Annotated in this window: 25 protein-coding genes and 1 pseudogene; 5 read left to right on the forward strand and 21 right to left on the reverse strand. The window is 68.7% G+C overall.

Annotated elements, in window-relative coordinates; all coding sequences use genetic code 11:
- Positions 1 to 2: 2 nt before the first annotated feature.
- From ACZ3HV_RS40100 to acsA, 6 genes are all read right to left on the reverse strand, one after another.
- Entirely contained in the window at positions 3 to 878 is an 876-nt protein-coding gene (locus ACZ3HV_RS40100; protein WP_465692623.1) for a hypothetical protein, read from the reverse strand.
- 196 nt (positions 879 to 1,074) lie between these two features.
- Positions 1,075 to 1,317, reverse strand: coding sequence for a hypothetical protein (locus tag ACZ3HV_RS40105; protein ID WP_465692625.1), 243 nt, complete (start codon positions 1,315 to 1,317; stop codon positions 1,075 to 1,077).
- A complete protein-coding gene (locus tag ACZ3HV_RS40110; protein ID WP_465692627.1) occupies positions 1,314 to 2,585 on the reverse strand; it encodes a dihydrolipoamide acetyltransferase family protein in 1,272 nt (423 codons plus the stop codon). The genes ACZ3HV_RS40105 and ACZ3HV_RS40110 overlap by 4 nt, the downstream gene beginning before the upstream one ends.
- A complete protein-coding gene (locus ACZ3HV_RS40115) occupies positions 2,578 to 3,582 on the reverse strand; it encodes an alpha-ketoacid dehydrogenase subunit beta (RefSeq protein WP_465692629.1) in 1,005 nt (334 codons plus the stop codon). Before ACZ3HV_RS40115 ends, ACZ3HV_RS40110 begins: the two co-directional genes overlap by 8 nt.
- Positions 3,579 to 4,571 carry a pyruvate dehydrogenase (acetyl-transferring) E1 component subunit alpha gene (gene pdhA, locus ACZ3HV_RS40120; protein WP_465692631.1) on the reverse strand — a complete coding sequence of 331 codons (993 nt, stop codon included), beginning with the start codon at positions 4,569 to 4,571 and terminating at the stop codon, positions 3,579 to 3,581. Before pdhA ends, ACZ3HV_RS40115 begins: the two co-directional genes overlap by 4 nt.
- Positions 4,568 to 6,334 (reverse strand): acetate--CoA ligase, encoded by a 1,767-nt coding sequence (gene acsA / locus ACZ3HV_RS40125; RefSeq protein WP_465692633.1) that lies wholly within the window; start codon positions 6,332 to 6,334, stop codon positions 4,568 to 4,570. The genes pdhA and acsA overlap by 4 nt, the downstream gene beginning before the upstream one ends.
- Positions 6,335 to 6,789: 455 nt before the next feature.
- On the opposite strand from acsA, the gene ACZ3HV_RS40130 reads away from it, so the two are divergent.
- Positions 6,790 to 7,098, forward strand: coding sequence for a hypothetical protein (locus tag ACZ3HV_RS40130; protein WP_465692787.1), 309 nt, complete (start codon positions 6,790 to 6,792; stop codon positions 7,096 to 7,098).
- A 164-nt stretch (positions 7,099 to 7,262) separates the two neighbouring features.
- Here the strand turns inward: ACZ3HV_RS40130 and ACZ3HV_RS40135 are convergent, their stop codons facing one another.
- The 3 genes from ACZ3HV_RS40135 to ACZ3HV_RS40145 are packed head-to-tail and all read right to left on the reverse strand — an operon-like array spanning position 7,263 to position 10,285.
- Positions 7,263 to 7,424 carry a hypothetical protein gene (locus ACZ3HV_RS40135; protein WP_465692635.1) on the reverse strand — a complete coding sequence of 54 codons (162 nt, stop codon included), beginning with the start codon at positions 7,422 to 7,424 and terminating at the stop codon, positions 7,263 to 7,265.
- Positions 7,421 to 9,946 (reverse strand): cation-translocating P-type ATPase, encoded by a 2,526-nt coding sequence (locus tag ACZ3HV_RS40140; protein ID WP_465692637.1) that lies wholly within the window; start codon positions 9,944 to 9,946, stop codon positions 7,421 to 7,423. The genes ACZ3HV_RS40135 and ACZ3HV_RS40140 overlap by 4 nt, the downstream gene beginning before the upstream one ends.
- A 33-nt stretch (positions 9,947 to 9,979) precedes the next feature.
- Positions 9,980 to 10,285 carry a CBS domain-containing protein gene (locus tag ACZ3HV_RS40145; protein ID WP_465692639.1) on the reverse strand — a complete coding sequence of 102 codons (306 nt, stop codon included), beginning with the start codon at positions 10,283 to 10,285 and terminating at the stop codon, positions 9,980 to 9,982.
- A gap of 429 nt (positions 10,286 to 10,714) precedes the next feature.
- Between ACZ3HV_RS40145 and ACZ3HV_RS40150 the strand changes: the two genes are divergently transcribed.
- On the forward strand, positions 10,715 to 11,596 hold the full coding sequence (locus ACZ3HV_RS40150; RefSeq protein WP_465692641.1) for a universal stress protein: 882 nt from the start codon (positions 10,715 to 10,717) through the stop codon (positions 11,594 to 11,596).
- Here ACZ3HV_RS40150 and ACZ3HV_RS40155 read toward each other — a convergent pair.
- The 4 genes from ACZ3HV_RS40155 to ACZ3HV_RS40170 form a co-directional block, all read right to left on the reverse strand.
- Positions 11,586 to 11,822, reverse strand: coding sequence for a hypothetical protein (locus ACZ3HV_RS40155; RefSeq protein WP_465692643.1), 237 nt, complete (start codon positions 11,820 to 11,822; stop codon positions 11,586 to 11,588). The genes ACZ3HV_RS40150 and ACZ3HV_RS40155 overlap by 11 nt on opposite strands.
- The gene (locus ACZ3HV_RS40160) at positions 11,823 to 12,047 is read right to left on the reverse strand and encodes a hypothetical protein (protein ID WP_465692645.1); all 225 of its coding nucleotides are present in this window, start codon (positions 12,045 to 12,047) and stop codon (positions 11,823 to 11,825) included. It abuts the gene before it with no gap.
- Between the two features lie 104 nt (positions 12,048 to 12,151).
- Entirely contained in the window at positions 12,152 to 12,319 is a 168-nt protein-coding gene (locus ACZ3HV_RS40165; protein WP_465692647.1) for a hypothetical protein, read from the reverse strand.
- A 110-nt stretch (positions 12,320 to 12,429) separates the two neighbouring features.
- Entirely contained in the window at positions 12,430 to 13,845 is a 1,416-nt protein-coding gene (locus ACZ3HV_RS40170) for a rhodanese-like domain-containing protein (protein ID WP_465692649.1), read from the reverse strand.
- Between the two features lie 125 nt (positions 13,846 to 13,970).
- Here ACZ3HV_RS40170 and ACZ3HV_RS40175 point away from each other — a divergent pair, with 125 nt between their 5' ends.
- Positions 13,971 to 14,228, forward strand: a complete 258-nt coding sequence (locus ACZ3HV_RS40175; RefSeq protein ID WP_465692651.1) for a metal-sensitive transcriptional regulator — start codon at positions 13,971 to 13,973, stop codon at positions 14,226 to 14,228.
- 136 nt (positions 14,229 to 14,364) lie between these two features.
- On the opposite strand, the gene ACZ3HV_RS40180 is transcribed toward ACZ3HV_RS40175, so the two are convergent.
- From ACZ3HV_RS40180 to ACZ3HV_RS40200, 5 genes are read right to left on the reverse strand one after another with little or no spacing between them, the layout of a single operon-like run.
- On the reverse strand, positions 14,365 to 14,784 hold the full coding sequence (locus ACZ3HV_RS40180; RefSeq protein ID WP_465692653.1) for a rhodanese-like domain-containing protein: 420 nt from the start codon (positions 14,782 to 14,784) through the stop codon (positions 14,365 to 14,367).
- On the reverse strand, positions 14,784 to 15,914 hold the full coding sequence (locus tag ACZ3HV_RS40185; RefSeq protein WP_465692655.1) for a cysteine desulfurase family protein: 1,131 nt from the start codon (positions 15,912 to 15,914) through the stop codon (positions 14,784 to 14,786). The genes ACZ3HV_RS40180 and ACZ3HV_RS40185 overlap by 1 nt, the downstream gene beginning before the upstream one ends.
- On the reverse strand, positions 15,911 to 17,161 hold the full coding sequence (locus tag ACZ3HV_RS40190; RefSeq protein ID WP_465692657.1) for an MFS transporter: 1,251 nt from the start codon (positions 17,159 to 17,161) through the stop codon (positions 15,911 to 15,913). Before ACZ3HV_RS40190 ends, ACZ3HV_RS40185 begins: the two co-directional genes overlap by 4 nt.
- Positions 17,161 to 18,495, reverse strand: a complete 1,335-nt coding sequence (locus tag ACZ3HV_RS40195; RefSeq protein WP_465692659.1) for an MBL fold metallo-hydrolase — start codon at positions 18,493 to 18,495, stop codon at positions 17,161 to 17,163. Before ACZ3HV_RS40195 ends, ACZ3HV_RS40190 begins: the two co-directional genes overlap by 1 nt.
- Positions 18,492 to 18,668, reverse strand: coding sequence for a hypothetical protein (locus tag ACZ3HV_RS40200; RefSeq protein WP_465692661.1), 177 nt, complete (start codon positions 18,666 to 18,668; stop codon positions 18,492 to 18,494). Before ACZ3HV_RS40200 ends, ACZ3HV_RS40195 begins: the two co-directional genes overlap by 4 nt.
- A 97-nt stretch (positions 18,669 to 18,765) precedes the next feature.
- On the opposite strand from ACZ3HV_RS40200, the gene ACZ3HV_RS40205 reads away from it, so the two are divergent.
- Complete coding sequence (locus ACZ3HV_RS40205) at positions 18,766 to 19,425, forward strand: ArsR/SmtB family transcription factor (RefSeq protein WP_465692663.1); 660 nt, start codon at positions 18,766 to 18,768, stop codon at positions 19,423 to 19,425.
- Positions 19,426 to 19,695: 270 nt separating this feature from the next.
- Positions 19,696 to 19,839 carry a hypothetical protein gene (locus tag ACZ3HV_RS40210; protein WP_465692788.1) on the forward strand — a complete coding sequence of 48 codons (144 nt, stop codon included), beginning with the start codon at positions 19,696 to 19,698 and terminating at the stop codon, positions 19,837 to 19,839.
- 43 nt (positions 19,840 to 19,882) lie between these two features.
- Here ACZ3HV_RS40210 and ACZ3HV_RS40215 read toward each other — a convergent pair.
- The 3 genes and pseudogenes from ACZ3HV_RS40215 to ACZ3HV_RS40225 all read right to left on the reverse strand — a co-directional run.
- Positions 19,883 to 20,408, reverse strand: a pseudogene (locus ACZ3HV_RS40215) (IS701 family transposase); the annotation flags it as partial.
- Between the two features lie 105 nt (positions 20,409 to 20,513).
- The gene (locus ACZ3HV_RS40220; RefSeq protein WP_465692665.1) at positions 20,514 to 21,335 is read right to left on the reverse strand and encodes an alpha/beta fold hydrolase; all 822 of its coding nucleotides are present in this window, start codon (positions 21,333 to 21,335) and stop codon (positions 20,514 to 20,516) included.
- Positions 21,336 to 21,904: 569 nt separating this feature from the next.
- Complete coding sequence (locus ACZ3HV_RS40225) at positions 21,905 to 24,040, reverse strand: MMPL family transporter (protein ID WP_465692667.1); 2,136 nt, start codon at positions 24,038 to 24,040, stop codon at positions 21,905 to 21,907.
- Positions 24,041 to 24,305: the final 265 nt, after the last annotated feature.

The following is a 24,305-nucleotide window of genomic DNA, read 5'->3' on the forward strand; positions in this document are numbered from 1 at the left end:
GGTCAGTTGGTCGGCGCGGGGCGCAGGCCGGTGATGGCAAAGGCCTCGACGCCTTGCAGGTGACCGCCGGTCGAGGCGACGACGGTCACTGCGGAACCGGTCGCGCCGGTGAAGCTGACCCGGGCCGACCACGGTTGCCGTTCACCTCCGGCGGGGAGGCAGCAGAACGTACCGATCGGCTTGGTGGACGACAGCTGCCGGACGTCGACCCGGATGGATTCGTCGACACCGGTGATCAGCCCACCCACCGTCAACGGTGAGGTCACGGTTGCGCCGTACCGGGGGTGGTCCAGGGTGAGGGTGGTGTCGATGGTCCCGACGACCTCCCATGGCGCGTCCGGTCCCTGACTGATCCGGACGAGGTGCAGGGTCGCGGCGTGGGCGAGCCGGCCTTCGGCCTGGTATCCGACGCCGATCCGCGCTTCGTCACCGCTGACCGAGCTGGACACCACTCGGTCGACCTCGGTGAAGCCGAGGTACCCGGTCGTGAACGACAGTGCCGTCTGCTCCGGATCGAGGTGCCAGGGCTGATGTCCGCCACTGCGATAGCTGCGTTGCCATGCTGCCGCGCCGGCGACCGAGCTGAACGGCCACAGGGCCTGGTAGGCAAAGGGCCCGACGGTCGTGGTGGGCTTCGACGGTGTCGGCGATGGCGTAGGCGTCGTACGAGCGGATGCCGTCGGGGTCGCGCTGGCCGACGGGGGTGGGGCGACGCCCGGTTCCGATCCCGTGTCACGGAGGAGTACGACGGCCAGCGCGGCGATCAATGCGATGCCGGTGACCGCGGCGACGACAACGGCGATCCGCATCCGCCGGGTTGCCCGGCGCAGTGGAGCCGGATCGCCGCCGGGACGGTTGTCGGGGCCCGTGGTGGTCATCGCTCCGCCTCCCGAATCAGCGCTGTGGAGCGGGGGAAGCCCACCACCGCTACTGCAGCGGGCCGAGATGTACGGTGCACGGCTGCGGGCCGATTCTCCGTACCCTTTCGCCTGGCTTCCCTCGCCCACTTCCATTGCACCTCCGGTGCCCGGCCGGACGCAGGGCCGAATGTCACTACTCCGAGGGCCTCTCGGGTCAGGTGCTGAGGAAGGTCACACAGTCGGCCATGGTCCGCAGCCGGGGATAGTCGTCCTCGTCGATCCGCCGGCCGGAGCCGGTGGTGAGCAGTTCGACGAAGCTGAGGAAGTCCAGCGAGTCGAGCTCGAGCTCGTCCCGGAACGGCGCGTCGTCGGGCAGTGTGTCCAGGTCCGCGTCGGGGACGATACGCAACAGTGAGTTGCCGACAAGTGTGCGGGCGTCCTGCATGGTCAGTGTCATAGCTCCTCCGGTGTCTGCAGCAGGTGGTCGATCGTGGCGAGGAAGCGGCCGCCGGTGAAGCCGTCGGTCGCACGGTGATCGGCGGCCAGCGTGAGCGTCACGCACGGCCGGACGCCGAGCAGGCCGTCCACTGCCCATGGACGCTGAACCACCCGCCCGGCGCCGACCAGCGCCACCTGCGGCGGATAGATCACTCCGTACACGCTCTCCACCCCTTGATCGCCGAGGTTGGTGACGGTAATCGTCGCGTCCGTCAGTTCGGTCCGGCGAAGCCGGCCGGCGCGGGCCCGGGCGACCAGATCACGCAGCCGGGCCATGAGTTCGCGGACCGGCAGCCCGGCGGCGTCAAGGATGGCCGGTGCCACCAGACCACCGCCGCGCAAGGAGATAGCGACACCGAGATGCACGGTGGCGCCCGGCTGGAACGCGCCGTCGGTCCAGTAGCCGTTCAGCTCCGGATGCCGCGCTGCTGACAACGCCGTTGCCTTGAGCAACAGAGCGGCCGGCACCAGCCGGTCGGCGACCGGTAGCGAGCGGTTCTGCTCGGTCAGCCAGTCGATCGCGGCACCGAGATCGACGGTGGTGGTCAGGTAGTAGTGCGGGATCTCCTGCTTCGATCGCGTCATGAGCCGTGCGATCGCCTCCCGCTGGGCGGCCTGCTGGACGACGTGCCGCGGCGCAACGGGTGCGGTGGCGACGGGCGGGACGATGGTCTGCGGTGGTGCGGCCGGCTCCGGTTCGGCGCCGAGCCGGTCGGCGAACCGTCGGACGTCGCCGGACGTGATCAGGCCACGCTGGCCGGTGGCGGGCACGGCCGCCAGGTCCAGCCCGAGCGACCGGGCCAGCTTGCGTGCGTACGGCGAAGCCTTCACCCGCTCGCCATCCGGCTGGACGACCCACGGCCGGGGCGCGACAGGCTCGGTCCGTGGCGGCGCGGGCTCGGCCACAGGTGGTTCGGGAGTCGCTCGCGCAGGTGTGGGCTCGGGCTGCGGTGGGACCGGTTCGGGTTCGGTGGGGCGGATCGACGACGGCTCGCCACCGTTGATAGTGGCCAGCGGCGTACCGACCTCGACGCGCTCGCCGACCGGGACCAGAATCTCCTCGATGGTGCCGCCGGCGAAGGTCTCCACCTCTACCGCCGCCTTCGCGGTGTCCACGACCGCGACCGGATCACCCTTGTGGACCGTGTCACCCGGCTTCACCAGCCACTCGATCACGGTGCCCTCGTCCATGTCCGCGCCCAGCGACGGCATCCGGAACTCAGCCACTGTCGCCCACCACCTTCCGCACCGCCGCGACGATGCCGGCCGGTTGTGGCAGCGCGGCATCCTCCAGATGTTTGGCGTACGGCATCGGCACCTCGGCGCTGCACACCCGCTCGACCGGGGCGTCGAGATCCTCGAACGCCTGCTCGGTGATCCGCGCGCTCACCTCGGCCGACAGACTTCCGCTGCGCCAGCCTTCGTCCACCACGACCGCGCGATGGGTCCGCCGTACGGATCCGACGAAGGTCGCGTCGTCGAGCGGTCGCAGCGTGCGCAGGTCGATCACCTCGACCGAGGTGCCGTCCGCGGCGAGCTGGTCGGCCGCATCGAGGCTCTTGCCGAGGCTGCCGCCATATGTCACCAGCGTCACGTCCGTGCCAGGCCGGCGGATGGCGGCGCGGTCGATGTCGACCGGGCCCGCGCTCGCGGCGAGCTCACCGGACATGTTGTAGAGCGTGCCGTGCTCGAAGAGCAGGACGGGGTCGGGGTCGAGCAGCGCGGTCCAGAGCATGCCACGGGCGTCCTCGAGCGTCGCCGGGGCGATCACGCGCAGCCCGGGGATGTGTGCGAACCAGCCTTCCAGGCTGTGCGAATGCTGGGCGGCCAGTTGCCGGCCGGCCCCGGTGGTCATCCGGATCACCAGTGGGACACCGAGTTGGCCGCCGGACATGTGCCGCAGCGTCGCGGCGTTGTTCAGGATCTGGTCGAGGGCGAGCAGGCTGAAGTTGACCGTCATGATTTCGACGATCGGCCGTAGCCCGGCGACGGCCGCGCCGACCCCGGCGCCGACGAAGGCCGACTCCGACAGCGGTGTATCCCGGATCCGGTCCGGACCGAACTCCTCCAGCAAGCCCAGGCTCACGCCGAAACAACCGCCGTAGGCGCCGACGTCCTCACCCATGAGGAACACCCGCTCGTCGCGGCGCAGTGCGTCGCGGATCGCCTCCCGGAGCGCTTCTCGGTACGTCGTGGTCGTGACGGCGGGACTGGTGGTGGTCATGGTCGCTCCGCGTAGACGAATCGGGTCAGGTCCTCGACGGGCTCCAGTGGCCCGGCCTCGGCGCCGTCCACCGCGCGCTGGATCTCGTCGTCGATCTCGCGGTGCAGGGCCTTCAGTGCATCCTTGGTCAGCTCGCCGTCGGTCAGCATCCGCCGGCTCAGGACCTCGATCGGGTCGCGTTCCTTCCAGCGCGCGATCTCGGCCTTGTCCCGGTAGCGGTCGGAGTCGTACATCGAGTGCGCCCGGAAGCGGTAGGTGCGCAGTTCCAGGAAGCACGGCCCGCCGCCTCCCCGGATCATCTCGATGGCCCGCTGGGCCGCCTCCTCGACCGCGAGCACGTCCATCCCGTCGACCGCCCAGGCAGGCATCCCGTACGACGATGCGCGCAGGGCCAGGTCGGTCTGCGCCTGTGCCCGGGCGATCGCCGTACCCATCGCGTAGAGGTTGTTCTCGCAGCAGAACAGGAGCGGGAGCTTCCAGAGCGCCGCGAGGTTCATGCACTCGTGGAACTCGCCTTCGGCGACGGCGCCGTCGCCGAAGAAGCACGCGGTCACGCTCGGCTCGCCCCGGAACCGATCGGCCAGAGCGACGCCGGTCGCCAGTGGTAGGCCGCCGCCGACGATCGCGTTGCCGCCGTAGAAGCGCCGCTTGCTGTCGAACAGGTGCATCGAGCCCCCGCGCCCGCGGCTGCAGCCGGTGGTGCGGCCGAACATCTCCGCCAGCACGGCCTCGGTCGGGACACCGCGGGCCAGTGCGTGGCCGTGTTCGCGGTAGGTGGTGACGAGGGAGTCGGCCGGCCCGAGACAGTTGATGGTCCCGACCGCGACGGCTTCTTCGCCGACGTACAGATGCAGGAAGCCCCGGATCTTCGTGGTGGTGTAGAGCTCGGCGCACACCTCCTCGAACCGCCGGATCCGGAGCATCTGGCGCAGCAGTTCGGTGTGGTGCTTGGCCGAGGGCGTCTCGGTGCCGGTCTTGGACGACTTCATCGTGGCCGCTCCAGGGTGGACAGGTCGCCTTCCGGCAGGCCCAGCTCACGGGCCTTGAGCAAGCGACGCATGACCTTGCCGCTACTGGTGTGCGGCAGGTTCTGATCGAAGGCGATGTCGCGTGGGGCGACGACCCCGAGCCGGCGTCGTCCGAACGCGATCAGCTCGCCCCGCAGGGCCTCGCCGGGCTGGTAACCGGGCCGCAGCGTGACGAACGCCTTCACGATCTCGCCGGCGACCGGGTCGGGGACGCCGATCACGCCGGCTTCGGTGACCGCCGGGTGTTCGAGCAGCGCGCTCTCGACCTCGAACGGGCCGACCAGATGGCCGGACGACTTGATCACGTCGTCGGCCCGCCCGACGAACCAGAAGTAGCCGTCGGCATCGATCCGGGCGAGGTCGCCGGTCAGGTACCACCCGCCGGCGAACGCGGCGCGGTATCTGGCCTCGTCGTGCAGGTAGCCGCGGAACATCGACGGCCAGCCGGGCCGTAGCGCCAGCTCGCCGACGTGGTCGGTGCCGAGGACGTCGACCTGACCGTCGGTCACCGCGGCCCGGCCGTCCTCGCCGCAGCGCAGGACGCCGGCCTCGATGCCGGGCATCGGGCGCCCCATCGACCCCGGCCGGATCGGCATCGACGGGTAGTTGCTGATCATGATCGCGCCGGTCTCGGTCTGCCACCAGTTGTCATGGACCGGCAGCCCGTACGCCTCCTGCGCCCACAGCACGACTTCGGGATTGAGCGGCTCGCCGACACTGGCGATGTGCCGCAGAGCGGACAGGTCGTAACGCGCGGCCATGTCGGCCCCCGCGCGCATCAGCATCCGCAGTGCCGTGGGTGCCGTGTACCAAACGGTCACGCGGTTGTCGGCCAGGACCTGGTACCAGCGGGCTGCGTCGAATTCACCGTCGTCGGCCAGCAGGGTGACGCCATGGGTGAGCGGCGCGATGATCCCGTACGACGTCCCGGTCACCCAGCCGGGGTCCGCCGTACACCAGAACACGTCGTCGGGCCGCAGATCGAGGGCGAAGGCGGACGTGATGTGGTGGGCGACCACGGCCTCGTGGACGTGGATCGCGCCCTTGGGTGTGCCCGTCGTACCACTGGTGAAGTGCAGCAGCGCCATCGCCTCGGGGCTGGTGGGCGGGATCGTCCAGTCGTCCGGCTGATCTGCCAGCGCGGCCCGGAGGTCGATAGTGCCCTCGGGTTGTTCGTCCGGCGCGTCGATCAGCAGGATGTGGCGCAGGCTCGGCAGTTGATCGCGTTGCGGCGCGATCTTGCGCCGGTACAGCGAGGTCGTCGTCACCAGTACCTCGCCGTCGCCGAGCAGCAGACGATTGCGGATCGGCTGCGGACCGAACGCGGCGAACAGCGGTGACAACACACTGGTGTTCTTCCAGCAGCCGAGCGCGGTGATGTAGAGCTCGGGTTGCCGGCCGAGCAGAGTGAAGACGCGGGCCCGTGGACCAACGCCCAGTGATCGCAACAGGTTCGCGAAGCGGTTGCCGAGCAGACTCAACTCCCGGTACGTCAGCTCGCGGGTACCGGTCCTCCCGATCGACCGGATCGCGATGTGGCCGCCCCGGCCGGTCGCGACGTGCCGATCGACGGCCTCGTAGGCGATGTTCAGCCCGTGCCCGTCTGGCAGTCCGCTCAGGAGTTGCTGGGCGGCGGCCCAGGAGAAGCTCCTGCGGGACTCTTCGTAGTCCGCCAGGTTGTGTGGCGGGGCGTCGGCCGTCACCGTCACAGGTCTGCGTGTCATCGCCGCCTCCTCCGCGTCATCTTCACAATGCGCCGGCACCGCATCGGCCTGCAGGGTCGAACGTCCCTGGAACCCCGGGACGGTCGGACGCGGGCGCCGTCCCTCCGGCTCTGACCTGGACTTCCGCCGCCTGTTCACCACCGAGATGGTGTCCAGCGGGCTGCCGCTGCAGATCGTGGTTGTGATGTTCCCGGCGAGCACCTGCATGTCGTTCGCCGCGAGGATGCACCGAACGGTGCGGTCGCGAAGTCACCGCGGTCCCGGGTCGTGCCGCTGGATTTCTTGGTGGCGCAGGCGTACGACGCCTCTTGCTGGGAACGGCAGCAGGTGCCAGTCGCCGACGGCTACGATTTCGTGCTTGTGAAGCTGTTCCGATCCCCGCTGGGTGCACTGATGCGGCCGGGAGCGGTGACCGAACTGCTGGCAGCGCTGTCGCGCCGAGCGGGACTGGTGCGATGCATCCGCACTTGGCGCGTCACGCCTTCGCGAGCAACGTGCTGGATGCCGGCGGCCCCTTGGACGAGACGCAAGCAGTGCCGGGATACGCCAGCCTGGCCTCGACGCAGGTCTACCCGCCTACGTACCAGCGCGGCTGCGGGCGGCGGTCGACCGGCTGGCTCAGGACTCCACGAGGCGCTCCGGCGCTGCAAAGCGTCGAAGGACAGCCGGCCGAGTCGGCGCGGACCAGCACCCGCCGATCGGGCCGGGTCCCTGGCCGGTACGACGGCAACTGCTTGAGCGCGTCACGGACCACGGCGACGTGATCGGCGGCTGTCAGATGACCGCAGCTCCAGGGTGCGTCCGCGCCATTCGCGTCAACCAGAGCCGAAGGTCCTCGCGGACTTCCCTGTAAAGGCTCCATTGACCCGGCAATCGGGAGGCGGCCGGCTCCCGAGCCGTTGGCCGTTCCGGGTCGTCGCCGTCGCTGTCAGAACCCCCAGGCGACCAGGTGCCAGAACGCGAGCTGGGCCGCGAGGGCGGTCAAGGCGAACGCGAGGGCCGCGTCGCTGTACAGGCTGCGGCACCGCAGACGCGGACATGCCGGGGATCCGCAGAGCGCTGCAGCGCGTCCGCCTGCCATTTGGCTCATCGGCGTACCACCTCGTTCTTCCAGGATCGATGGATTGCCACCACCCCGCCCGGGACGATCGCGAAGGCGACGGCCGCGGCGAGCTCGGAGGCCGAAAGCGCCTGCAGGCTGAGCAGGTCGCGCAGCGGCGTGACGAAAAGCGGTCCGACCTGCGCCACCAGGGCGCCCGCGACAGCGACGTCGAGGAAGCGGACCCGTCGGCGTTCACCACACGAACGCGGGTGACGGAGGGCGATGGCGACGCCCAGTTGTGCCAGGCCGAGGACGACGTACGCCATCGTTTGCCAGGCGCCACCGGTGGAGCGGGTCCAAAGGGCGGCGGCGAGGGTGACCGCGGCGATGAGTGTGCCGGTCCAGGCGATTCGTTGCCACAGGCCCGCACCGAGGACTTGCTCGTCCGGGGATCGCGGGCCGCGCCGCATCGCCCGCGGGTCGGCGGGTTCGGCGCCGATCGCGACGCCGGGCAGACCGTGGGTGAGCATGTTGATCCAGAGGATCTGCGCGGGCAGGAGCGGCGCGGCAAGTCCGAGCAGCGGGCCGATCAGCATCACCAGGATCTCGGCCAGCCCGCCGCTGAGTGCGTAGCGCAGGAAGGTCCGTACGTTGGCGTAGATCCGGCGGCCTTCCTCGATCGCCGCCACCACCGTGCCCAGGTCGTCGTCGGTCAGGACCAGGTCTGCCGCCTGCCGGGCGACCTCGGTACCGTCCTTGCCCATCGCGACGCCGATATCGGCGCACCGCAAGGCCGGGGCGTCGTTGACGCCGTCGCCGGTCATGGCGACCACATGCCCGGCGCGCTGCCAGGCGCGCACGATGTCGAGCTTCTGCTCGGGCCGGATCCGGGCGAACACCCGCCCGACGGACGGGTCGGCGCCGTCGTCGATGTCGTCGCCGGTGATGACGCCATCCGTGTGCAGGCCGACCCGCTCGGCCACCGCATGTGCTGTGCCGGGCGCGTCGCCGGTGATCAGAAGCAGGTCGACTCCGGCCTCGCCGAAGGCGGTCGTCACCTCGGCGGCGTTGTGCCGGACGGGATCGGTGAGTGCTACCAGGCCGGCCAACTGCAACCCGCTTTCGGTCCGGTGCGCACCGGGTGGCAGCACCCGATCGGCAACCGCCAGCACCCGGTACCCGTCGGCCGCGAGTTCGGCCGCGATGATCCGGGCCGTCGCGATGTCGCCGTACGGCGTGACCGCTGGATCGAGGATCACCTCGGGTGCACCCTTGCCGACGACCAGTGTGGCGTCGTCGCCGGGCATCCGGTGAAAAGTGGTCATCCGCTTACGGACGCTGTCGAAGGGCAGTTCGGCGATCCTCGGGTGGGCCGCCCGCAGCGGTTCGGGATCGGTCCCGCCGCGATGGGCCAGCGTGAGCAGGGCCGCCTCGGTAGGGTCACCCAGCGGCAACCAGACGGGTTGGTCCGGTCCGGGCGGCCGCAGGTCCGCGTCGTTGCACAGCACGATGTCGCGGAGCAGCCGCGTTGGTGGTTCGGCGTCATCGAGTGGGATCAGCCCGCCGGCCGGCGCGTAGCCGGCGCCGCTGGCAATGAAGTCGCCGTGCTCGGTCCAGATCCGCTCGGCCAGCATGACGCCTTCGGTCAGTGTGCCGGTCTTGTCCGCCGCCACGACTGTGACGGAGCCGAGTGTCTCGACGGCAGGCAACCGGCGTACGACGGCCGACCGCCGGGCCATCCGACGGGCACCGATGGCGAGCGCGAGGGTGACGACAGCGGGCAAGGACTCGGGTACGGCGGCCACTGTCAGGCTCACCGCGGTCACGAGCATGTCGGCGACCGGGAGCCCTCGCAGCAGGCCGGCCACCGCGACGACGCCGGACAGCAGCAGTGCGCCCCCGCTGAGGATGCGGCTGAGTGACCTGAGGCGGAGTTGCAGCGGCGTAGGTCGAGGTCGCTGATTCGAGAGCAGGCCCGCGATCCGGCCGAGCGCGCTGTCCGGACCAGTGCGAGAGACAACTCCGGAACCCCGGCCGCGCGTCACGACCGTGCCTGCGAAGACCTCGTTGCCCGTGTCCTTCTCGACCGGCAGGGATTCACCGGTGAGCGCGGACTCGTCGGTCTGCAGGTGGACTGCTCCGCTCAGCTCGAGGTCTGCCGGAACGATGTCGCCTGCTTCGAGCAGGACCAGATCGCCGGGAACGACGTCCGCCGCGGGGATCACCGTCGCCCGGGCAGAACGGAGCACGGTCGCGTGCGGTGCGGCAAGACGGTTCAGCGCGGCGAGCGCATGTTCGGCCCTGAGCTCCTGGACCACGCCGACCGCGGTGTTGAGCACGATCACGATCAAGATCACCGCGAGGTCGGCGAAGTCGTGGAGGGTCGCGGTGAGGACGGCAGCGGCCAGCAACAACAGGATCATCGGGTCCCGCAGTTGTGCCATGACCCGGAAGAGCGCCGACTGAGGCTTGGGGGAGGGGGTGGTGTTGGGACCGTGCTCGGCGAGTCTCCCGACCGCCTCGACCTCGGTGAGGCCGTGGGCAACCGGCAGTTGAACGAGGTCAGTCATCACGCGGTCACCTGTTCGGTCGGCAGATCGTCATCACTGGCGTACGGCGAGTCCCCCGCCGTCCGAGCGGGTGCGAACGGCGATGACGTGGCCGTGATCCAGCACCGGCAGGCCCTTCACCATCGTCGACCACATCAGGTCGATCGCGACGTCCGGTGGAGCGGCATCCTGAACGAGGTCGGCCTCGCTGACGATCCCCACGAGTACGCCGGTCGCGTCGACGACGGGCATGGCGGTGATATGTCGATCGTCGAGGAGCCGAAGCGCCCAGCCGACCGGTGTCTCTGCCGTCACGGTGACCGCGGGTGTGGTCATCAGGTCGCGGATCAACATCGTCATCACCTCGTTCTGCCGATGGTTCCAGCCTCCGTCGCACGGACCCCGTGGACGCGCGTCGTCCGGGCGGACAAGTCACGCGGTGCCTCTGTCTCCACGATGTCCTGGCTGCGCAGGTGATCCCAGAGACGAAGGTCCCAGTCAGCACAGGACTTGTGCTCAGCAATGGTGGCGGGTGCGTCGTACCGCATCCCCAGCTGCCGTCCCGGCGGAGGCGTCGACCTCACAGCAGCAGCTGGGCTGGGGGAGCAGACGGATTGTCACTGCGGCCGACCGTTCCGACCACGCGGTCCTTCTTCGGTCCCGGGCCATCGGCAGCGGTAGGCGACCGACGGGTCTTTGGGCATGCCGGGCAGTGACCTCGGCCTCTCCTTGGCGGTGGGCTGCCGCCGGGACGATGAAGGTGTCGGACCAAAGGGGAAGGACGAGACCATGTACACCACCCGCAAGTCCGTGATCCACGTCGGCGTGGACAGTTCGTGGCATCACTCAGGTGCGTTGGAGTGGGCGCTGCAGGAGGCCGAGCTGCGGCATGAGCCGCTCCGTGCGCTGCACGTCATCGCCGAGATGGTGCGCGGTACGCCGTACTGGTCGCCGATCGTCATCGACGACAGCGCGGCGGACTTGGTGAACGATGTCCAGATGCATCTCGAGAGCCGAGGCCACGGCTTGGAGCACGACGCCGACCTGTTGGTCGGTACACCCGCGGTCAAGCTGGTCGAGGCTGCCGGGGTCAGCACGATGCTGGTCGTCGGCCGGCGCGGCGTGGGCACCTTCAAGCGCTTGCTGATCGGCTCGACGTCGGAGGCCGTGGTGCATCAGGCGACGATGCCGGTGGTCGTCGTGCCGGATGCGTGGAAACCCGGTGATCACGCCGGTCCGGTCGTGGTCGCGATCGACGACACCGGCACGAACTACGCCGAGCTCGAGTTCGCGGTCATCGCCGCCGAGGAGCGGCAGGTTCCGCTGCGGATCGTGCACGTCTGGGATCTGCCTGCCATCTACAGCTGGGACGCGATGAACGTCGCGGGGATCAGTACGGAGTGGGCCGACAACGCTCGCCGGTACGTCGAATCCGTCGCCGACGAACTGCGGCGGAAGCACCCGGAGCTGACCGTCGAGATCGACGTACGCCGCGGCCACCCGGTCGACGGCGTGGTCACCGCGGCCCAGGTCAGCGACGCTCAGCTCCTGGTGATCGGTGGTCGTCGCCACTTCCGGCTGTCGGTGCTGCTCGGCTCGATCACCCGCGGCGTCCTCCACCACGCGACCTGCCCATTGGCCGTCATCCACAGCGCACTCCCTAGCCGATGAGTCGCCAGGCGGCGAGCTGAGCGATCACGGCAACTGAGGCAACGGCAAGTACTGCGTACTGAAGTCTGAGCGCAGTCGACCACCAGCGGAGTACCCACCCCGCGGCGATCAGAACAACCGTGCCTGCGCCCACGACAGCCAACGCCAGCGGCAAGTGCACCGCCAAACGCTGGACCAGCGGGAAGTCGAGCCTGCCGAGGAAGCCGGAATCCACGAGTCCAGGCATCTACGCGAGCACGGCCACACTTCCGACCATCAGCATCGCCGTGACGATCGACGTGAGGGTGGCGATCCGCCGCCAGCGTCGCGACGCGGAGGCCTGCCGGTCTGCGGACGAGCGCAACCGGTGGCGACGTACCTCACGAGCAGCGGCAGCGACGAGCCATGCGGCTGCAACGAGGGCGGCGGTCCCGAGAACGGCCCATTGCCACAGAGCGGGGCCTTCTGCCACTCGAACGAGCCTGAGACCCTGCCATTTCGGGACAGGGCCTCGCAGGTCGAGCATCTCGCCGTTGTCCGTGAGGAAGACGCCGGGTGTGATTTCGCAGAGCGTCGTCAGCGTCCGAGCAGTCTGTCGAGCCAGTTGCCGCCCTGGCGCTCGGTCTTGGGGTGGCCGGGGCACCACTGGTCGGCGGGGATCATTGCTTTGACCTGGGCAACGTGCTGGCCGCAGCCTGCCCAGGTGGTCTTGGCGCAGGTCTTGCACGTAACGGGTCGGCACATTCTTGTTCTCCTTGGTTGGGGCCTGTGAACGGCGGATCCTTGGACTGGTGGACGGTGTCAGTGGTCAGCAGGCTCCGGCGACGACCGTGAGGACGATCGGCACTGGTCGGTCACGCCTGCGGTCCGATGAGGTGCAGCCCGGCCGTCCCGGCGTTCTCGAACTGATCGTCGACAGCCACGAGCTCGCGTCCGGCGGCGTCGAGCAACGACGCGGCGATCGAGGCGCGGTAGCCGGCGGCACAGTGCACCCACACCTCGCCGGGTGGCACCTGTGCCAGCCGCCGCGGGAGCTCATGGATCGGGATGTTGACCGCGTCCTGGATCCGGACGGACTCGTGCTCTTCTGCGCGGCGGACGTCGAGTACGACGACCTCGCGATGGTGACGGACCTGCTCGAGATCGGCAAAGGTGGCGGTCGGGAACGACACGGGACCCTCGAGACTCCAGTCCTCGGGGCCGCCGGTGGCGTGTGCCGCGGGTCGGTCGATCCCGATCCGTACGAGCTCCCGCTGGGCCTCGGTGACGTCGTCCACGGTCCCTCCCAGCAAGGTCACCGGCGTACCCCACGCGATCAGCCAACCGAGGTACGTCGAGAACGCGCCGTCGAGACCGAAGTTCAGGGTGCCGGAGGCGTGTCCGGCCGCGAAGGCGGTGCGGTTGCGTAGGTCGACGACCCACTCGCCGGCTTCGATGCGGCGACGCAGTTCGGTCGCGTCTGCCAGCTCAGGCAGCGAGAGATCAGGAGCGCTCGGTCCGGCGGCGTTTGTGGGTGCCATGTGCAGGTAGTACGCCGGCCAGGCCCCCAGCCCGTCGAGCAGCTCGCGGACGTAGTCCTGTTCGTCCTGGGTCAGGACCGGATTGGCACGCTTCTCCTGACCGATGGTTGACCCGGTTGCGTCGGACTGGGTCGCGGAGCAGAAGGAGCCGAACCCGTGGGTGGGGTAGACCCCGGTGCTGTCAGGCAGTGTTTCAGCGAGTTTGTGAGCCGAGGCGTGCTGGTGGCGTACGAGGGCGTCGGTGTGGTCCGGACCGAGCAGGTCAGGCCGGCCGGTCGCGCCGTACAGGAGTGATCCACCGGTGAAGACCGCGATGGGCTCGTCGGTGTCGGCCAGGGCGTATGACATGTGCGTGAAGGTGTGTCCTGGTGTGTGGATCGCGCGCACCCGCATCCGGTCGCCGATCTCGACGATCTCGCCGTCGTGGATCGGCGTGCGGTCGAAGGAGACCTTGTCGTCGGCGTTGATCAGGTACGTCGCTGCGGTGGCATGGGACAGTGCGAGGCCTCCCGTGACGTAGTCGTTGTGGATGTGGGTCTCGAGGACATGAGTCAGCCGGACGCCGTCGGCCTCGAGAATCTCCAGGACACGATCGATATCGCGCTGCGGATCCACGACGAAAGCCACTTCGCCGTCGTGGACGAGATAGCTGCGATCGCCGAGCGAGGGAGTGTCGATGCTGCGAATGGTCAGTCCGGCGCCGGGCAGGTGCCGGGTGGCGGCGCGTTGGTCGGTGTCGCTGTCTCGCATCAAGAGTCCTTCCTGATCTGTACGCCTGAGCCACTATCCCCCTGGGGGGATACTGAATGACGGTAACATATCCCCCGGGGGGGATGTAGTCTGGTGCCTCGACCGACAGTAGAAGGAAGGCACCGATGGACCTCGAACCCACGGAGATCAAGGCGATCATCACCCGGATGAAGCGTGCCCACGGACACCTCGGCAGCGTGATCCGGATGATGGAGGAGGGCTCGGACTGCGAGTCGGTCCTCACCCAGCTCGCCGCGGTCAACAAGGCACTCTCGCGCTCCGGTTACGCCATCGTCAGCACCGGTCTGCAGCATTGCCTGACCGACGCCGACGCCGACGTCGACGTGGCCAGGCTGGAGAAGCTCTTCCTCGCCTTGGCCTGATGCCAACCCTGACGAACGCCGCGCTCGTGGCCGGTTGGAGCCGGAGCTGGACGCTGCGGCCGAGAGGATTGCCCAGGTCATCGGTTCGGCCGTTGCCGCGATCAGTGCGCCGCCGGGCCTGCCGGATTGGCCGAGGCTAGGTCGCAGTCTGGGCTGTGCGTGGTTGGACCGGGGTCTCCGGGTGGATGACCGGTAGGTGAGCTGCTTGCCAGGCCTGGAAGCCGCCGACGACGTCGGTACTGCTGAACAGACCGAGCTGCCGCAGGGAGTGAGCCGCCAGGCTCGAGGAGTATCCGCCCTCGCAGATGACGATCCACCGGATCTCGAAGGACACTGCTTCGGGGATTCGCGCGACGCTTGCGGGATCAAGCCTCCATTCCAGGTGGTTTCGTTCGATGATGATTGCGCCCGGCACCTCGCCGCCCGCCCGTCGCTGGTATTCGGGCCGCGTGTCCACGATGAACCCCTCGCCGCGCTGTACGGCGTCGAACGCCTCGGCGGCAGTGAGGCGCGGAAGTTCGGCCTGGATTCTGGCTACCCGGTCGTCGATGGACATCAGACGCCGCCGAGCCCGGCGGCTGTCGCGAGCTGGTCGACGGCCGTTTCGATGTCGCCGGGGGTGGTCGAGCGACCGAGCGACAGCCGGATCGCCGCGAGGGCGCGGGCTGGATCCAGGCTCATGGCCGAGAGGACGGGTGACGGCTCCGGGTCGCCGCTGTGGCAGGCGGAGCCGGTGGACGCCGCGATGCCTGGTGCGTTGCGGAGCAGCTCGGAGCCGATCGTGCCCTCGATGCTGATGTTGAGTGTGTTCGGCAGTCGCAGCGCCGAAGGGCCGTTGAGCAACACCCTGTCGGGAAGGGCTTCGGCGAGGCGGTCGTGGAGGGCGTCGCGGAGTTTCTGGATTCGGTGCCGATCGTCGAGATGTTCGACCGCGAGCCTGGCTGCGGCGCCGAGTCCGACGGCCAGGGCGACGTTCTCCGTGCCGGCTCGGAGGCCGTCTTCCTGTCCGCCGCCGTACACCAGCGGTTCCAGGGTCACGCCGGCCCGCAGGTAGAGAGCGCCAACTCCCTTCGGTGCATACATCTTGTGCCCGACGACAGTGGCGAGGTCGATGCCCAGGGCATCGACATCGAACGGCAGCTTGCCGAGCAGCTGGGCGGCGTCGCAGTGGAACAGGGCGCCGTGGTCATGAGCGATGCGAGCGAGGTCGTTGATCGGTTGGAGCGCCCCAGTCTCGTTGTTGGCCGCCATGACCGAGACGAGTACGGTCCGCGGGGTCATTGCCGCATCCAGATCACCCGGGTCCACCAGCCCGAGTCCGTCGACAGACAGATAGGTGACGTCCACGCCGTGCCATCGCTCGAGGGCACGGCAAGTCTGCAGTACCGCCGGATGCTCTGTGACCTGAGTGATCACGTGCGGTCGGTCGGTGTTGGCCGCGAGGACAACTCCGCGGATTGCCAGATTGTCGGCCTCGGAACCCGAGCCGGTGAAGACGATCCGTCCATCCGTCGCGCCGATCAGCGCGGCGACCTCACGGCGAGCCTGGCCGAGGGCTGCTCGAGGTGTGGCACCGTACGCATGCTCGCTGGACGGATTGCCGAAGGCTTCGCCGAGATAGGGGAGCAGCGCAGCGGTCACAGCGGGATCGATCGGTGTCGTCGCGTTGTGGTCCAGGTAGATCATGGTGCCCCCTCGTAGAGCTTGCCGGTACGACGCGACGCCGCCGGATGGGTCTCATACATTCGGACCGCGACCACGAGACCCGACAAGGCGGTGATGACTGCGACGACCCAGACCGCCGTACGCAGTCCCCAGATGTCTGCGACCAGACCGGCCAGGATCGCGCCGACCGCGAACCCGCCGTCGCGCCAGAGTCGGTAGACGCCGACGGCTCGCGCGCGCCAGGCGGGATGGGCGACGTCTCCGATGCTGGCGAGCAGTGTCGGATAGACCATCGCAGTGCCGACGCCTAGCAGTACTGCAGCCACCGCCCACAGCGAGAAGCTGTCGGCCGCGGCGATCGCCCCGAGAGCCATGGCTTGGACGAGCATGCCCGCGGTGATCAGCCACTTGCGTCCCCAGCGATCCGACAGCGGACCGGTGACAAGTTGCCCAAGGCCCCAAACGGCCGGGTAGAGCGCGGCAAGGACCCCGATCCGTGCGACGGACAGCCCCGCCGTGGCGAACAGGATCGGGAACAGCCCCCACGCGAGTCCGTCGTTGAGGTTGTTCACCATCCCGGCCTGGCTCGCCGACGACAGCGCCGGCTCGCGCAGGCTTGTCCGACTGAACACCTGGCGATTCGTCAGCTCGCCACGAAGGTGATGTCCTGCGGCCTCCAGTTGCGCGTACCCGCGGGTCTCGCGTACGAGGAACGCCGACAGGCCGAGCCCGAGAGCGGCGTACGACACTCCGAGCAGGAACGGGGCCGGACGCAGGCCGTAACGCGCGGCCAGATACCCCGTGGCCAGAGCGGTCACCGCGACGGCGACGTACCCGGCGGCCTCGTTCAGACCCATCGCCAGGCCTCGTCGGTGTGGGCCGGCCAGGTCGATCTTCATGATCACTGTGGTCGACCAGGTCAGACCCTGGTTGACGCCCAGGAGCACGTTAGTGGCGACGACCCAGCCCCACGACGGTGCCCAGATGAGGAGCAGCGGAACCGGCACGGCGATCAGCCAGCCGGCCACCAGGACGGGTTTGCGGCCGAAGCGGTCCGACCAGGTGCCGGCGAAGTAGTTCGTTGCTGCCTTGGTCAGGCCGAAGGCAAGCACATAGGTGAGCAGGAAGGTGTATCCGGTCAGGTGGAACGTGCGGTCGGCCAGCAGTGGCAGGACGGTCCGCTCCTGTCCGAGCACGCCGCCGACGAGCGCGTTGACCGCGACCAGCAGGCTGAACTGCGCGAGATTGGCGCGGATCCCCAGCTGCATCAGGGGGACTCCAATTCGCGCCCAGTTGCGGCCGCCCAGTCATCCGCGCCACCCGTGAGGACGGCGAGCTCCGGATGCCCGGCGCGTTCGAGCAGACTCGCGGCGCTCATCGCGCGTTCACCGTGGCCGCACATGACCACCAGGGGCTCACGTCGTACCTCGTCGGCCCGGTCGGCGAGCGAGCCGAGCTCGATGTGCTGGGCACCGGGGAGATGGCCGGCGTGAAACTCGGAGTCCTGCCGGACGTCGAGGACGGCGCCGCCGACGTCGCCCGCCCCGATCAGTCGGGTGCGGACGGTCTGCTCGCCCCAGGCATCCATGCCGCCGTTCAGTTCTCCGACCAGGTTGTAGCCGATCTTGGCCGCTTGCCACGCGATCTCCTCGGCGTCCTGGTCGGGGCGCCGTACGACGATCAAGGAGCGATCGGCCGGTGCCAGCCAGCCCAGCCACGACGCGAACGCCGGCCGCAACGGGATCGACAAGGCGCCCGGGACGTGCCCCGCGGCGAAGTCTTCCTTCGGCCGTACGTCGATCAGTTCAGCGCCCTGAGTCAGCTTGGACCGAATGGCCAAGGCATCGAGCGGCGTCAAGGACAGAGCGCGGCGGAAAACTGCCGGACCGCGCCGGTTGACCTCGGGCAACCGCAGGAAGTAGGGCGGGAAGCTGCCGAGCGACCCGAGCAATTCCTTCACGAACACGTCCTCGCCGTCGACCTGGAGCAATGGATTCGTTGCCCTCTCCCGGCCGATCGTGCTGACCCGGTCCGCACCGGGCGGGGCCGAGCAGAACGAGCCGGCGCCGTGAGTCGGCCAGACCGCCACGTGGTCGGGCAGCTCCATCAGGCGCCGCAGGGATGCGTATTGCGCGCGGGCGAGCGCCTCGGTCTGATCAGGGGAGACGAGATCGGTGCGGGCGGCCGCGCCGACGATCAGCGATCCGCCGGTGAAGACGCCGAGCGGGCGATCGCCATCGAGGAGGAGGAACGACAGGTGCTCCTGCGTGTGGCCCGGCGTACCGAGTGCTCGCAAGCGCAACCCGCCGAGGTCGACCTCATCGCCGTCGTGCAGACCACGGTGGCCGAACTCGCGATGACCAGCGGCCGAGGCGAGGACCCCGGCACCCTGGCTCGCGGCGAGCTGACGCGCACCGGAGAGGAAGTCGGCATGCAGATGCGTGTCCGCCGCGAACGCCACCGTCAGCCCACGCCGCTCTGTTGCCGCCGTGGCCGCCCGCAGGTCGACACTGACGTCGACCATCAGCGCCCTTCCGTCGTCCAGATCGACGAGGTACGACGAGTTGCCCAGGCCTTCGTCCACCAGGGGAAATACCGTCATCGCGTCCCTTCCTTGACGGCGAGCACCGAGATGCTCTTGACGCCGTACACCTTGCCGGCGTCCTGTGCCTGCTCCGAGAGGAACTCGTACGGGCTGGGTCGCACCTCCCGGACGGTGAAGCCACAGGCCTCGATCGTGGCGAGGTAGGCGTCCTCCTGCACCTTGTCTCCCATCGTCCCCTCCGCTCTGTTCAAGGAATTACTTGAATAAGACTCCCGGGTCTGGGGTATTGTCAAGAGAAGATTTGAATAGGCAGGTCAGGAGGCTGGCATGAGTGATCACGCAGCGAAGGCGGCACTGTTCGACGCTCTGACGGAGGGTGCGAAGGCGCTGGCGAACGGTCGTCGGGCCGAGCTGATCGACGTACTGGCCCAGGGTGAGCGGTCGGTCGAGGAACTCGCCGCCGAAATCGACCAGTCCGTTGCGAACACCTCGCACCATCTACAGCGCTTGCTGCGGTCCGGCATGGTCCGGACCCGCCGGTCGGGGACGCACATCTACTACGGGCTCGCGAGTCCGACGGTGGCGAATCTGTGGCGCGCGATGCGCGCGGCCGCCGAGGCGCACGTCAGCGGCCTCGAGCGGCTCGCGCAGGACTACCTCGGCGACCGCGACTCACTCGAGAGCATGACCCGGGACGAGTTGGTGACGCGACTTCGTGCCGGGGATGTCGTCGTACTGGATGTTCGGCCGGTGCCGGAGTACGAGGCAGGTCATCTGCCCGGCGCGATCTCGCTGCCGGTCGACCAGTTGCAGGAGCGGTTGGGTGAGGTGACCAGCGGCGCTCAGGTCGTTGCCTACTGCCGCGGACCGTACTGCGTGTACGCCGACGACGCGGTCAGACTGCTCACCAAGGAAGGTCGCACGGCGTACCGGCTCGAGGACGGGTACCCGGACTGGGCAATGGCCGGCCTGCCGGTCGAGCACTAGCACGATTGGCACGCCGCCGAACACGACACGCGGCCAAAGAAGCCAACAAGACACCCGGCCCGGCAGGGACGATCTCTCACACAGGGATCCAGATCGGCGACTCGGTCGTCATTGTTGAGGACGAAGACCCCGGCGGGGAACCACTGCGCCGCCCCCTGGTACGGCAGCCGGACTTCGTGATCGTCATGTCGGGATGGCCTGTCGGCGGTGGTAGTGGCTGGTGCGGGCGCGGTGTTGGTGTCGGCGTCTGCGGATCGACCAGCGGAGCTGGTGTCGCAGGTCGCGCATCGGCTGGTTGATGAAGGTGTTGAACAGGCGCTTGATCTCGTTGCAGGTCAACGCGATCAGCCGATCTTCTTGTGGGACTGGCTTGTCGGCCTTTCGGTCACGGCGACGACGGCCAAGAAGGCGTAGGCGAGCATCGCGAGGAGAGTCCAGCGTCGCCAGCTGGTCCAGCCGGCTTCGTAGCGAACTCCACCTCGGCCGCAACACCGGCCTGGCTGCGCCGGTCGGCATCGTCGGCCCAGACCTGTGGCAGTAAAGCTCGCGGTCGATCAACGCGTGACCCGCCAAGGTGGCATAGGTGAGGTAGACCGCGACCTGGGCGTTCTCGATCCGGCCGCGGTGCTGGTGTACTGGCGCTGAACACCGACGGTATGCGTGCCCTTCTCCACGTCTCCGGTCTCATCCACGACCAGCAGCGCGTCCAGGCTGCCGAGGCGATCGACGACGTCATCGCGCAAGGTCATCACGCACCCCGTCATCGTCCCATTTCGCCTTGCACAGCATGTGTTGCAGCCAATCCGGCGACTCATGCCCGGCATGCTCGGCCAGCGTCCAGCAGTTCTTCACCGCCACATCCGACATCAACCCCCGCACCGCATCACCCGCCAGCCGCCGCGGCTCCGCCGGCGCGAACCGCGCCATCAACGCATCGAACTCCGCCGCCACAGACCCGGGTCTATGCTGTGCCCCGCGGCCACCCGCCACATCATCTGGTTTCCACACAACTCCGGATCATCGAGCGGTGGCCGCCTTCACTCACGCCGCCGCGCGGTCGCCTACTCGTGAGAGATGTCGTCGGTGTCTCAGCGCAGGAACGTGAGCACGCGCCCCGCGAACTCCTCCGGAATCAGGTCGATCGCGATGTGCTGCTGGCCGTCCATGACGGTGACCCGCGCATCCGGAAGGGCGGCGGCGACGGTCTCGTAGTCGGCCTGCATCGCGGGCGGGCTGTCGCCGCCGACCATGAGCAACACCGGCACCGTGATCTTCTTCGCCTCCTCGGGATCGAAGGCTCGCTCGGCATGCCCCCAGTCCTCACGGGTGATCGTGTGCGCCGCGGCGATCCGCGCCTGCCAGGCAGGCAGGGCACGATACCGCTCGAACTCGTGGTCGGGCATTCCCACGATCTCGCGGAAGAACACCTCCAGCGCGCGCTCGGGCTCGCCCTCGGCCAGCAACGCGTCCATCCGCTCCTGAAGCTCCGGTGCGATGGCCAGCACCTCGGGGGCCGGGGCGGGCCAACCCTCGTACAGCACCAGCTTGCCAATGTTCGAGGTCAGCGTCGCCGCGCCGAACGCGCAGAACCCGCCGAAGGAGTGGCCGAGCAGGTCGACCGCCGAACCGGAGGTATCGGCCACGGCGTCCACCACGGCGGCGACGTCCTCGAACTCGCGCACCACGTCGTACTCGACCGCGTCGCCGCTGCCACCTCGGCCGCGGCGGTCCATGGCGTGCACCGTGACGTGCGGCTCCAGATACTTCACCACGGGCGCCCAGCGAGTGTGGTCGGCCGTCGTGCCGTGCACCAGCACGAGCGGAGGCCCGTCGCCGCACGTCCAGTAGGCGATCTCGGTGCCGTCGCGAGACACCACTCGCGCGCCGGCAAGTTCCTCCGTGCGTGTCATGGCAACCACCCCTTCGTCCAGTGCTGCCACGCTCCCGCGGCGGCGCCTAGGCCCGCATCGGTAGACCTACCCATCCTTGTTCGCAAGCAAGTTGGTGCACCGCCGCGAACAGCGCAACCGCCGCAGTACCAAGCCCGCCTGGAATCCGGCTTGGAGTCGTTCGTTATCGACGTGCGCTCAACGGACGACTATGGCGTGAACGCAGAACTTGAAGTCCTTGTCGCCAAGACGGGCCTGCAGGCGGGCGGTGCGTTCGTCGGGCATCGTGTCACAGTCTGGTGACTGCAAAGGACGTTTGCGCCGCTGCCGCCGATCTGACCGTTCATACCCGCCGCACGTCGCCTTGCTCGCAGGCACCTAGCGAGATCCACCCTGCTCCGTCACTGCTCCGTGGGTGGTTGACAAGCGACGTTCACCAGCGAGAGCTATTGAGCACAACGCCGCAGGTCAGAGGGCAGATCGGGGTAGGCGGCCGATCGGCCGTCGCCGGTACCAGGAAGATCCTGTATGCCCGGCGATCGCAGAACGCAACGGTGCGCTGACGGTTGCTCAGAGCGGTTCCGGTCGGATCAGCTCTCGAGGACGCGTGCCTCGTCGGGCTCCTCGACTGTGTCGGTGGCGCGGTCCCCGTGGCCGGGCCACCACGCGGCGTGCCCGATGAGTGCGGTGAGCGCCGGGGTCAGGAAGAGCGCCATCACGAACGCGGCCATGGCGATGCCGATGGAGAACGAGAAGCCCAAAGACTTGAAGAACGTGCCCTCGGCGAGCATCAGCGAGGCGAAGGTGCCGGCGAGGATCAGGCCGGCGGCTGCGACCGTCGGACCGGCATGCTCGATCGCCTTGGCCGCTGCGGGCCGTGGCTCGAGCCCTCCTCGTGCCTCTTCTCGCAGGCGCGCCACCATCAGGATGTTGTAGTCGGTGCCCAAGGCCACGACGAAGAGGTAGATGTAGATCGGCAGGATGAAGATCAGACCCTGCTGCCCCAGCAGGTGTTGGAAGACCAGTACGGTCGCGCCCAGGCTGGCGGTGAAGCCGAGGCCCACCGAGAGGATGAGATAGAACGGTGCGACGAGGCTGCGCAGCAGCAACGCCAGGATGATCATGATCAGTACTGCCGCGACCGGGAACACGACCGAGTAGTCGCGCGCCATCGCGTCATCGAGGTCGACGAAGATCGACGTGGTGCCGCCGACGAAAGCCTCGGTCCCGTCCGGCGCGGCCGAGTGCGCGGTGTCGCGCACGGGACCCTCGACGTTGGCCATCGCCACGTCGGACGTGGGGTCGTCGGAGAGGACGACGGTGAACACCGCGACGTCATCGGTGCGGGCGGTCAGCGCCGCCGACGCGACGCCCTGTGCGGTGCCTAGTTCGGTGGCGTACGCGTTGAGTTCGGCGTCGTCGAGCGGCTGGCCGTTTGTCGAGCGCAACAGCACCGTCGTGGGGTCGGCGGCACCACTGGGCTGGCCCTTCTGGAAGGTGATCAGCGCCTGGCCCGACTCTGTCTTCTGGGTGCTGCTGTCGGAGAAGTTGAAGGTCGGGTTGAACCCGAAGGCGAACAACGACAGGACGGCGAGCGAGCCCGCCGAGACGACGGCGTAGCGGACCGGGTGCGCGGCAACCGACCGCCCGATGGCGCGGAACCGGGTGGCCTCGGGCTCGACCATCCATTTCTTCGACGGCCAGGAGATGACCCTTGGCCCCAGGACTGCGACGACCGCGGGGACCAGCGTCAACGCCGCGAGTACGGCCAGCGCGACCGCGATCGCCAGCGCGGGCCCGATCGAGCGGAAGATGCTCAGGGACGACAGCACCATCGCCATGAAGGCGATGATGACCGCCCCGCCGGCCGAGGCGATCGCCTCACCGGCCCGCTCGACCGCGTGGGACACCGCGCCTCGACTGTCGAAGCCCAGCCGCAGGGCCTCCCGGTAACGGAACAGGAAGAACAGGATGTAGTCGGTCCCGATGCCGAACAGCACGATGAACAAGATCACCGAGATGGAACTGTCGGCCTTGAGGTCGAACGCCTCGTTCGCCACCGCGATGAGCCCGGTGGCGGTCGTCCCGACCAGGGCGACGGTCACGATGGGCAGTGCGCACGCGATGACGCTACGGAAGATCAGCGCGAGCAGAACCACGATGAGCAACAGGGTCACGACGCTGACCACGACGAGCGCCTGCTCGGACGACTCCTGGGAGTCCAGCGACTGGGCCGCCGGGCCCGTCACGCCCGAGCGGAGATCGGTCCCCTGAACCAGTGGTTCGAGGTCGGCGCGCAGGCTCCGGGCGTCCTCGACAGCAGCCGGGTCGAAGGCGTTCTTGCCCGGCTTGACCTGCACGAAGATCGCCTGCACCAAACCGTTGTCCGACGGCGGGGCAGCGGCCGCAGTGCCCAGGTTGTCGTAGCCCTTGGTGTTGAGCTGCGCGGCGATGGAGGACACCTTGGCCTGGTCATCCTTGGACAGCTCGCCGCCATCCTCCCGGTCGAAGACCACGATCGCGCCGATCTCACCGCGCTCGGGAAAGGCTTCCTGCTGGACGGTGAGCGCCTTGACGGACTCGTAGTGTCCGGGCAGAAACTCCGACTGGTCCTGCGTGGACTGCAGGGCGGGGGCCGTCATCGCGATGACCACGGCGGCCACGATCCAGGCGGCGATGACCCACCAGCGGGCGCGGACCACGAGCTTTCCCAGAGCAGTGACCATAGTCCGAACGCTACTCGCCTGATACTGACATCGCGCTGCCGCACACGCAGGTGCGACCCCACGGACCGGAACGACACCGTGCGTGCTCGCAACGACTCGGAGCCACTGACTCTCTTGACGGCGGAGGTGAGGCTGCACCGCAGCCGGCACCTCGCGTCAGCTGGCGCCGTCCGAACCCTGGCCCAGTGGAGCGAGACTCACACCGTTGGCATTCGGCGTGCCCTCGCGCCGAGCCGGCACGCGCGTCGCGGTCCGCATCCCCGGC

Source organism: Kribbella sp. NPDC020701, assembly GCF_055562215.1.

Excerpts from the sequence above, each read along its gene's own strand:
- ACZ3HV_RS40100 (WP_465692623.1), bottom strand. The coding sequence starts at position 878 with ATGACCACCACGGGCCCCGACAACCGTCCCGGCGGCGATCCGGCTCCA.
- ACZ3HV_RS40105 (WP_465692625.1), bottom strand. The coding sequence starts at position 1,317 with ATGACACTGACCATGCAGGACGCCCGCACACTTGTCGGCAACTCACTG.
- ACZ3HV_RS40115 (WP_465692629.1), bottom strand. The coding sequence starts at position 3,582 with ATGACCACCACCAGTCCCGCCGTCACGACCACGACGTACCGAGAAGCG.
- pdhA (WP_465692631.1), bottom strand. The coding sequence starts at position 4,571 with ATGAAGTCGTCCAAGACCGGCACCGAGACGCCCTCGGCCAAGCACCAC.
- acsA (WP_465692633.1), bottom strand. The coding sequence starts at position 6,334 with ATGACACGCAGACCTGTGACGGTGACGGCCGACGCCCCGCCACACAAC.
- ACZ3HV_RS40130 (WP_465692787.1), top strand. The coding sequence starts at position 6,790 with ATGCATCCGCACTTGGCGCGTCACGCCTTCGCGAGCAACGTGCTGGAT.
- ACZ3HV_RS40135 (WP_465692635.1), bottom strand. The coding sequence starts at position 7,424 with ATGAGCCAAATGGCAGGCGGACGCGCTGCAGCGCTCTGCGGATCCCCG.
- ACZ3HV_RS40140 (WP_465692637.1), bottom strand. The coding sequence starts at position 9,946 with ATGACTGACCTCGTTCAACTGCCGGTTGCCCACGGCCTCACCGAGGTC.
- ACZ3HV_RS40145 (WP_465692639.1), bottom strand. The coding sequence starts at position 10,285 with ATGACGATGTTGATCCGCGACCTGATGACCACACCCGCGGTCACCGTG.
- ACZ3HV_RS40150 (WP_465692641.1), top strand. The coding sequence starts at position 10,715 with ATGTACACCACCCGCAAGTCCGTGATCCACGTCGGCGTGGACAGTTCG.
- ACZ3HV_RS40155 (WP_465692643.1), bottom strand. The coding sequence starts at position 11,822 with ATGCCTGGACTCGTGGATTCCGGCTTCCTCGGCAGGCTCGACTTCCCG.
- ACZ3HV_RS40165 (WP_465692647.1), bottom strand. The coding sequence starts at position 12,319 with ATGTGCCGACCCGTTACGTGCAAGACCTGCGCCAAGACCACCTGGGCA.
- ACZ3HV_RS40170 (WP_465692649.1), bottom strand. The coding sequence starts at position 13,845 with ATGCGAGACAGCGACACCGACCAACGCGCCGCCACCCGGCACCTGCCC.
- ACZ3HV_RS40175 (WP_465692651.1), top strand. The coding sequence starts at position 13,971 with ATGGACCTCGAACCCACGGAGATCAAGGCGATCATCACCCGGATGAAG.
- ACZ3HV_RS40180 (WP_465692653.1), bottom strand. The coding sequence starts at position 14,784 with ATGTCCATCGACGACCGGGTAGCCAGAATCCAGGCCGAACTTCCGCGC.
- ACZ3HV_RS40185 (WP_465692655.1), bottom strand. The coding sequence starts at position 15,914 with ATGATCTACCTGGACCACAACGCGACGACACCGATCGATCCCGCTGTG.
- ACZ3HV_RS40190 (WP_465692657.1), bottom strand. The coding sequence starts at position 17,161 with ATGCAGCTGGGGATCCGCGCCAATCTCGCGCAGTTCAGCCTGCTGGTC.
- ACZ3HV_RS40195 (WP_465692659.1), bottom strand. The coding sequence starts at position 18,495 with ATGACGGTATTTCCCCTGGTGGACGAAGGCCTGGGCAACTCGTCGTAC.
- ACZ3HV_RS40200 (WP_465692661.1), bottom strand. The coding sequence starts at position 18,668 with ATGGGAGACAAGGTGCAGGAGGACGCCTACCTCGCCACGATCGAGGCC.
- ACZ3HV_RS40205 (WP_465692663.1), top strand. The coding sequence starts at position 18,766 with ATGAGTGATCACGCAGCGAAGGCGGCACTGTTCGACGCTCTGACGGAG.
- ACZ3HV_RS40220 (WP_465692665.1), bottom strand. The coding sequence starts at position 21,335 with ATGACACGCACGGAGGAACTTGCCGGCGCGCGAGTGGTGTCTCGCGAC.
- ACZ3HV_RS40225 (WP_465692667.1), bottom strand. The coding sequence starts at position 24,040 with ATGGTCACTGCTCTGGGAAAGCTCGTGGTCCGCGCCCGCTGGTGGGTC.